5 protein-coding genes are annotated in these 7,848 nt (G+C 73.0%); 3 read left to right on the plus strand and 2 right to left on the minus strand.

The features are described 5' to 3' along the window. Positions 1-110: 110 nt before the first annotated feature. Entirely contained in the window at positions 111-1,313 is a 1,203-nt protein-coding gene (locus DI269_RS14790; RefSeq protein WP_112137112.1) for a sulfotransferase family protein, read from the plus strand. Here the strand turns inward: DI269_RS14790 and DI269_RS14795 are convergent. After that, positions 1,310-2,533 carry an ROK family protein gene (locus DI269_RS14795; RefSeq protein WP_198667448.1) on the minus strand — a complete coding sequence of 408 codons (1,224 nt, stop codon included), beginning with the start codon at positions 2,531-2,533 and terminating at the stop codon, positions 1,310-1,312. The two genes, DI269_RS14790 and DI269_RS14795, sit on opposite strands and share 4 nt — an antisense overlap. A 129-nt stretch (positions 2,534-2,662) precedes the next feature. On the opposite strand from DI269_RS14795, the gene DI269_RS14800 reads away from it, so the two are divergent. Next, positions 2,663-4,321, plus strand: coding sequence for a glycoside hydrolase family 13 protein (locus tag DI269_RS14800; RefSeq protein ID WP_112137116.1), 1,659 nt, complete (start codon positions 2,663-2,665; stop codon positions 4,319-4,321). A 98-nt stretch (positions 4,322-4,419) separates the two neighbouring features. Here DI269_RS14800 and DI269_RS14805 read toward each other — a convergent pair whose 3' ends face one another. Next, positions 4,420-6,942 (minus strand): Hsp70 family protein, encoded by a 2,523-nt coding sequence (locus DI269_RS14805; RefSeq protein ID WP_112137118.1) that lies wholly within the window; start codon positions 6,940-6,942, stop codon positions 4,420-4,422. Between the two features lie 126 nt (positions 6,943-7,068). Here DI269_RS14805 and DI269_RS14810 point away from each other — a divergent pair. After that, the coding region (locus tag DI269_RS14810; protein ID WP_157974999.1) for a DUF5931 domain-containing protein at positions 7,069-7,848 on the plus strand (780 nt) is incomplete at its 3' end.

Genomic DNA, 7,848 nt, shown 5'->3' on the forward strand with positions numbered 1-7,848 from the left:
AGGGCCTGCCCCACGCGGCAGGCCCTGCCCGCCGCCCGCAACAGCGTCCTAACACAACTGTGAGAGACTGGCTCGCGTTCGTTCCATCCCCTAGGAGAGGACACGTGCCCATGCGACGCGTCGCCGGTTGGGTCAAGCCCCTGAACACCGCCATGTCCCCCGCGCTGGCCCGCGCGGTGCGGGACCCGGACGCGGTCTTCGAGAAGGCGCTGGGGAAGGCCGAGGCCGGCGCGGGCGTCGGCGCGGACATCGACCGCGCGTTCATCGAGGACTACCGGGTGCTGCTGCGCCGCTTCGCGAAGGTCCGCGACATCTCCTTCCTGGGCTGGACCGCGACGGCTTCCGAGCTCCAGATGCGCATGGAGAACCGGCTGCGGATCAGGCGCCTCCACGCCGAGCACCCCGAGATCGCCTCCGAGCCGATCGACCGGCCGATCGTGGTCGTGGGCCTCCCCCGCACCGCGACCACCCTGGCGCACAAGGTCATCGCCGCGCCAGAGGGCAACCGCGCGCCGCTGATGTGGGAGTTCCACCACGCCGACCGGTTCGACATCGACCCGAAGCTGCGCCAGCAGCGGCTCGCCAAGGCGCGCAAGATCTCCACCGCGGTCAACGCCATCACCCCGATCTGGGAGACCATCCACCCCAGCACCGCCGAGACCCCCGAGGAGTGCGTGCTCGCCCTCCCCCACGGCCTCCAGTGGGGCACCCGCTTCAAGCTCCCCGGCTACCGGGACTGGCTGGCGCAGCACGACTTCGTCCCTGACTACCAGTACCTCAAGGAGTTCCTCCAGGTGCTCCAGGCCGGCGACCGTCCCCGCCGCTGGGTCCTGAAGTCCCCGTTCCACCTGTACAACCTCGAAGCGCTCCTCAAGGTCTTCCCCGACGCCCACATCCTGTGGACGCACCGCGACCCGCAGACCGTCATGGGCTCCTGGTGCTCCCTTGTGGAGACCGGGACGGCCCTGTGCAACCGCCGCTACGACCCCCGCGAGATCGGCAGCGAGTGGCTCGACTCCCTGTCGTGGATGGTCGAGCAGGGACGCCTCGCACGACTGGGCATCCCGCCCGAGCGCATGGTCGACGTGTCGTACCACCAGCTGACGGCCGACCCGTACGGGCAGCTCCCGCGGATCTTCGAACGCCTCGAACTGGAGTGGAGCTTCCGCGAGGACGGCAACCTGGAGACCGTCCTGGCCCGCCCCGGCATGCGCCGCAACCACGAGTACACGCTCGGGCGGTACGGCCTCGACCCCGACATGGTCGACCAGGCGTTCGGCGACTACACGAAGCTGGTCGCCGCGATCCGCTAGGACCGCAACGGCTCCAAGTCCATCGCGCGGGCGCGGACCACTTCGAGGGCGCGGGCGACCGCGCCCAGGCTGACGACCCCGCCGCCGAGCGTGGACGCCACCAGCTCGGGACCGGGCGGGTGCGTCAGCTCGTCGAGGCGCTGCGCCGCGCGCTTGAGCACCAGGTCGAGGGACTCGGCCACCGCGCCGGCCAGGACGATCCGCTCCACGTCGAGCAGGCCGCCGAGGACCGCGCAGATCCGCGCCAGGCGCTCGGCCATCCGCTCGGCCAGCGCGAGCGCCGCCCCGTCCCCGGCCTCGGCCGCGTGCAGGACCAGTTCGGCCCCCAGGCGTTCGGCCGGGGCGGTCATGAGGGGACTGCCGGGGTCGGCGGTCCCGTCGGCGCGCACTTCGAGTGCCCAGCGGCGCAGCAGGTTCCCGATGCCGTGGGTGGAGCCGACGCCCTCGACGAGGGTGAGCAGGCGCAGTTCGCCGGCGGCGCCGCTGCGGCCGCGCACGAGGTGGCCGTCCACGACGTACCCGGCGCCGAAGCGCTCGCCGGAGACGAGCGCGATGTAGGAGGAGACGCCGGCGCCCGCGCCGAGGGCGCCTTCGGCGAGCGCGGCCAGGTTGGCGTCGTTCTCGACCTCGGTGAGCCAGCCGCGGGCGCGGAAGTGGGCGGCGTAGCCGGGGTTCATGCGGGCCCAGAAGCGCTGCTCGCCTTCGGGTGAGGCGCCGTCGAGGTCGGTGGGGGCGGGGACGCCGACGGTGATGCAGAGGACGGCCTCGGGGCGGGCCCCGGCCTTGCGGAGGGCGGCCGCGACGGCGGTGTCGGCCGCGGCGAGGCGTGCTGCGGGGTCGTGGCCGTCGGGGTCGGTCTCGGTGTGGGCGCGGGCGAGTTCGCGGCCGCGGAGGTCGGCGACGGTGGCCGTGACGCAGTGCTGGCCGGCATCGACGCCGAGGACGACGCCGGCGTCGGCGCGCAGCTCGTAGCGGCGGGCGGGGCGGCCCTTGCGGTACTCCTCGCCGGCGGCGCGGGCGTTGGGCAGCTCGGCGAACCAGCCGCGTTCGACGAGCTCGTCGCACAGGGCGATCACGGTGGAGCGGGTCAGGCCGGTGGCGGCGATGACGTCGCTCGCGGTGAAGGCCTCGGCCTCCCACGCGCGGTCCAGGACCGCCGCGGCGTTGGCCCGCCGCTGGGGGTGGGTCCGGTCCTCGGGTTCGGCCATGCTGCTCGACACCTGCTCTTGACACCTCGCCTTCGCTGGTTCAGTATGGCGTGAGTGATTTGATTTTGGTATTAGATTTAATCACAGGATCATTCCGGGCCGCGCTCCGGCACGGCTCACCACCATCGAAAGGCACCCAAGATGGCTGCTCCGACCTCGGCATCTCCTACCGCGGCCGACTGGTGGCGCCAGGCCACCGTCTACCAGATCTACCCGCGCAGCTTCGCGGACGCGAACGGCGACGGCGTCGGCGACCTGCCCGGCATCACCTCGCGCGTCCCCTACCTCGCGGCGCTCGGCGTCGACGCCGTGTGGCTCAGCCCGTTCTACCCGTCGGCGCTCGCCGACGGCGGCTACGACGTCGACGACTACCGGAACGTCGACCCGCGCCTGGGGACCCTCGACGACTTCGACGCGATGATCGCCGCCCTGCACGCGGCCGGCATCAAGCTCATCGTCGACATCGTCCCCAACCACTCCTCGAACCGCCACGAGTGGTTCCAGGCCGCGCTCGCCGCCCCGAAGGGCTCCCCCGAGCGCGACCGGTACGTCTTCCGCGACGGCCTCGGCGCGAACGGCGAGCTGCCGCCCGCCGACTGGGTCTCGATGTTCGGCGGCCCGGCGTGGACGGCCGTGGGCGACGGCCAGTGGTACCTGCACCTGTTCGCGCCCGAGCAGCCCGACTTCAACTGGCACAGCGCGGAAGTGCGCGCGGACTTCCTCAAAACGCTGCGGTTCTGGTCCGACCGCGGCGTCGACGGCTTCCGCGTCGACGTCGCCCACGCCCTCACCAAGGACCTCCCCGCCGACCTGCCCTCGCAGGCCGAACTCGACGCGATGGACAAGGCCACCGGCCTGCACCCGATCTGGGACCGCGACGAGGTCCACGACGTCTACGCCGACTGGCGCAAGGTGTTCGACGAGTACGACCCGCCGCGGATCGCCGTCGCCGAGGCGTGGGTGAACCCGCCCTCGCGCCGGGCCCGCTACGCCAGCGCCGCGGGTCTGGGGCAGGCGTTCAACTTCGACCTGCTCGAAGCGGACTTCGACGCGGAGGCGTTCCGGGGCATCATCACCGAGAACCTGGAGCAGGCCGCGGCGTCCGGCTCGTCGACGACGTGGGTGTTCTCCAACCACGACGTGGTGCGCCACGCGACCCGGTACGGCCTGCCGCCCAACGGGGACGAGCCGCGCAAGTACAACCGGGCGTGGCTGCTCTCGCGCGGGACCGAGCCGGAACTCGATGCGGCGCAAGGACTGCGGCGGGCGCGGGCCGCGACGCTGCTGATGCTCGCGCTGCCGGGGTCGGCGTACCTGTACCAGGGCGAGGAGCTGGGCCTGGGCGAGGTCGCGACGATCCCCGACGAGGCGCGGCAGGACCCGACGTTCTTCCGCAGCCCGGGCGTGGACGTGGGCCGCGACGGCTGCCGCGTGCCGCTGCCGTGGACGGTGGAGGGCCCGTCGTTCGGGTTCGGCACCGGGCCGGCGCACCTGCCGCAGCCGGACTGGTTCGCGAAGGTCTCGGCCGAGGCCGAAGCGGAGGACGAGACCTCGACGCTGTCGCTGTACCGGGAGGCCCTGGCGCTGCGGCGCGAGCTCCAGACCGACGAAACGCTGGAATGGGTGCGGTACCCGGCCCCGAACGTGCTGCACGTGCGGCGCTCGAACGGCTGGGAGGCGGTGGCCAACTTCGGGACGGAGACGCTGCCGCTGCCGGAGGGCACGCCGCTGCTGTCGAGCGGGCCGTTCGATGCGGGCGAGCTGCCGGGCGAGACCACGGTGTGGCTGCGTCGGCCGTAGGCGGTTCGGCCTGAGACGTCTGGCCGGCGCCGTGTCACATGTGATGTATTACCGATGATGCAAGGCGCGGCGGGGATGACCCCCGCCGCGCCTTCGCGCTACTGGAGGGCCCAGACCTCGACGTCGCCGGTGGCGGAGCCGGTCACGGCCACCGGGTACCCGTCCACTTCGGTCACCGAGGTGTCCTGGACGAGGTCTTCGCCCGAATGCTCGGCGAAGAGCCCGCCGATCTGCGTCCCGGTCTGGAGGTCCCACAGGCTCAGGCCCCGGTCGCCCTGGAGGAGCGCGGTCGCCTCGCTGCCGAGTTCGACGATCCAGGCCTGCGTGACCGCTTGGCCCAGTTCCATTCCGGCGGTGCCGTACGGCTGGGCGGCGGCGAGATCCCAGCCCTGGACGGACCCGTTCGCGGTGACGGTGACGCCGAGCGCCTTGCCCGCCGCCCCGCCCGCACCGAGGGCGCTGACCTCGTAGGCGAGCTGGTCGAACGTGCCGGTCGTCGGTTCGCCGGTGGCGAGGTCGGCGACGAAGACCCGGTTCTCGTAGACGCCGATCTGGCGGAGGTAGCCGTCGACGTCCTCGATCTGGGTGTAGTCGGCGTACTCGGTCGTGACCTCGTCGAAGGCCTGGCCGCTGATCAGCTGCACCACTTCGTAGTCGGTGAGGTAGGCCGGGACGCCGTCCCAGACGCCGGCCCAGTAGATCGTGTCGTATCCGGCCTCGCGGGTCGCAACGGGGTGGTCGGGGTCGTCGGCGTACCAGACGGCCTCGGTGGTGCTGTCGCGGGAGAACACCATGGTCCGGCCCTCGAACTCGAAGGCGGTGAGGACGTCGATGGTGTCGCTGTGGCCGCGGAACTCGCCCTTGGACTGGTTCGTGGCGAGGTCCCAGACGCGGACGATGTAGTCCTCGCCCGCGGTGATCGCCACGGGCGTGTTGTCGGCCATGCCGGTGGCAACGCCGACGACCGCGCCGACGTGCGCGTCGGTGATCCCGCCGACCAGGTCGCCGACCTCGGCGTCGGCGAGCGGGACCACGCCGCTGCTGTCGCCGGACTCGGCGGTGCCCTCGCTGCCGCCGCTGTCCGAAGCGGAGTTCCCCTCATCGGCGCTGCTCTCGCTCTGGGGTTCCTGCCCGTCCGCGGAATCGCCGGTGCCGTCGTCCTCGCGCAGGTACTGGAGGCCGATGATGACCGCCAGCGCCAGGACCACGGCCGCGGCGGCCGCACCGACGGTGGTGAGGCCCTGCTTCGTCTTGATCCACGGCCCCGGTTCCGGTTGCGGCGCAGGATAGGCAGGGACCTGCGGATAGTGGCCGGGCGGCGGGCCCGGCGGGGCGGCCATGGCGGGCTGGGTCATCGGGTGCGGGACGCTCGGGACGGCCTGCGGGGTCAGGCGCGGCTGGGAGCCGCCGGGCAGCTGCACCGTCTGGTTCGAATCGGGCGCCGAGACGGGCGCCATGACCGGGGCGGGCTGCGGCGTCGCGGTCTGCGGGGGCAGGGCGGGGCTCGGGACCGAGATCGGGGTGCTGACCGTGTGCTGGGCGACCAGGCCGCCTTCGGAGACGGCGAGTTCGGGCTGCTCGATCGCGGCCGGGACGATGCCGAGTTCGCGGTGGAGCGCGGTGGCGACCAGGGGCATGCGGGAGGCGGCGCCGACGAGGAAGAGCCCGGCGATCTGCTCGGGGGCGAGGCCGGATTCGCGGATGACGCCCTGGGTGACGCGGATGGTGCGCGCGACGAGCGGCGCGCAGACCTGTTCGACCTCGTCGCGGGTGAGGTGGGCGTCCACGTCGAGGAGCGGGATGGTGAGGTCGGTGACGGCCGAGCGGGACAGGCGCTCTTTGGCTTGGCGCACTTCGTCCATGAACGCGGCGCGGTGGCGCAGGTCGGCCGGTTCGGTGGGGCCGGTGAGGCGGGCCCAGCGCTCGGCTGCGTCACTCATATCGGCCGGCTGGACGGTGGCGGCGAGGTGCTGGGCGAGGGCCTGGTCGAAGTCGAGGCCGCCGAGGTCGGCGGCGCCGTCGACGGCGAGGACGTCGAACCCGGTCGTGGAGCGGCGCAGCACGGTCGCGTCGAAGGTGCCGCCGCCGAGGTCGTAGACGACGACGCCGGAGCCGGGCGCGATGTCGGTGCCGAGGGTCTCCACGAAATAGGAAGCGGCGGCGACGGGTTCGGCGACGAGGTCGACCTGGCCGAGTCCGGCGGCGGTCGCGGCGTCGGCGACGACGTGGCGGCGGGTCGGACCCCAGGCGGCGGGGACGGTGACGGTGACCGGGCCGAGGGTTCCGAGGGTGTGCTCGCACTCGCGGGCCACGCGCGACAGGACGGCGGCGATCACGCTGGTCACGGGGATCTCGGTCTCGCCGAGGAGGATCGACTCGTCGTCGATGCGGCGCTTGGGGTTGGGCTCGTACCGGTCGGGGCGGCGGCGCCCGGAGTGGACGGCGTCGGCGCCGACGACCGGGCCGCCGCCGTCGTTCATGAACACCGCGGAGGGCAGCTGCGGCGAACCGTCGAACAGCTGCTGGTGGACCCGCCCGTCGGCGCGGCGGATCGTCGCGACGGTGTGGGAGGTGCCGAAGTCGATGCTGATCGCGGCGGGCCGGGGGCTGGAGAAGGACATGCAGCCACTGTAGTTTCCGGTTTCCAGGCTTTTCGGGGTGTCACCGGTCGTCGAATGTGCGGATTCCGAATGCTATTGGGGCCCTGTCGGGAAGACGCGGACCGGCGCGCCTGCGAGAATTCCTCGGTGGGCATACAGACGCAGCTGCGCCGGGCGAACACGGTGTTCCGGTTCGTCGCCCTGGGCTACCCGGTGCTGTTCGGGGGGTTGGCGTTCGACTCGCTCGCGCATCCGGTGTGGGCCGCGCTGCTGGTCGTGGTGCTGCTGGGCTGGACGTGGCTGGCGACCGAGTGGTACCGGCGCCGCGGGTACGAGAAGCGGGCGCTGTACGCCGACCTCGCGGTCACGGTCGCCGCGGTCGCGGCGTCCTCCTGGGTGCTGGACGCGGGTACGGCGGTGCCGATCTCGGTGGGGCCGTGGATGGCCGGGGCGGTCCTGGCGTGGGCCGCGGCCTGGGGGCGGCGGTCGGGGGCCATCGCGGGCGCGGTGGTGGCGGTGGCCGGGATGCTGTTTCGCGGCGGCGTCCACTCCAGCACCGTGAACGAGGCGGTCCTGCTGGTGCTCACCGGGTTCGCGGCCGGGCACCTGGTGCGGCTGGGGGTCGTGGCCGAGCGGCGGATGCGCGAGGCCGCCGAGCGGAGCGCGGCGGCGCGCGAGCGCGAGCGGCTCGCCCGCGACATCCACGACTCGGTGCTCCAGGTGCTGGCACTGGTGCAGCGCAGGGGGACCGAGATCGGGGGCGAGGCGGCCGAGCTGGGGCGGCTGGCGGGCCGCCAGGAGGAGGCGCTGCGGGCGCTCATCCGCTCGGCGTCGTACACGCGGCCCCTGGACGGGCAGCGGGACCTGCGCGCGCTCGTCGGCCGCCACGAGGGCCCGGACGTGTCGGTGGCGGCCCCGGCGACGCCG

Origin of the sequence: Glycomyces dulcitolivorans (assembly GCF_003265355.1) — a bacterium.
GTDB lineage: Bacteria > Actinomycetota > Actinomycetes > Mycobacteriales > Micromonosporaceae > Glycomyces > Glycomyces dulcitolivorans.

Coding starts and splice junctions, on each gene's coding strand:
- DI269_RS14790 (WP_112137112.1), top strand. CDS start 111: ATGCGACGCGTCGCCGGTTGGGTCAAGCCCCTGAACACCGCCATGTCC.
- DI269_RS14800 (WP_112137116.1), top strand. CDS start 2,663: ATGGCTGCTCCGACCTCGGCATCTCCTACCGCGGCCGACTGGTGGCGC.
- DI269_RS14805 (WP_112137118.1), bottom strand. CDS start 6,942: ATGTCCTTCTCCAGCCCCCGGCCCGCCGCGATCAGCATCGACTTCGGC.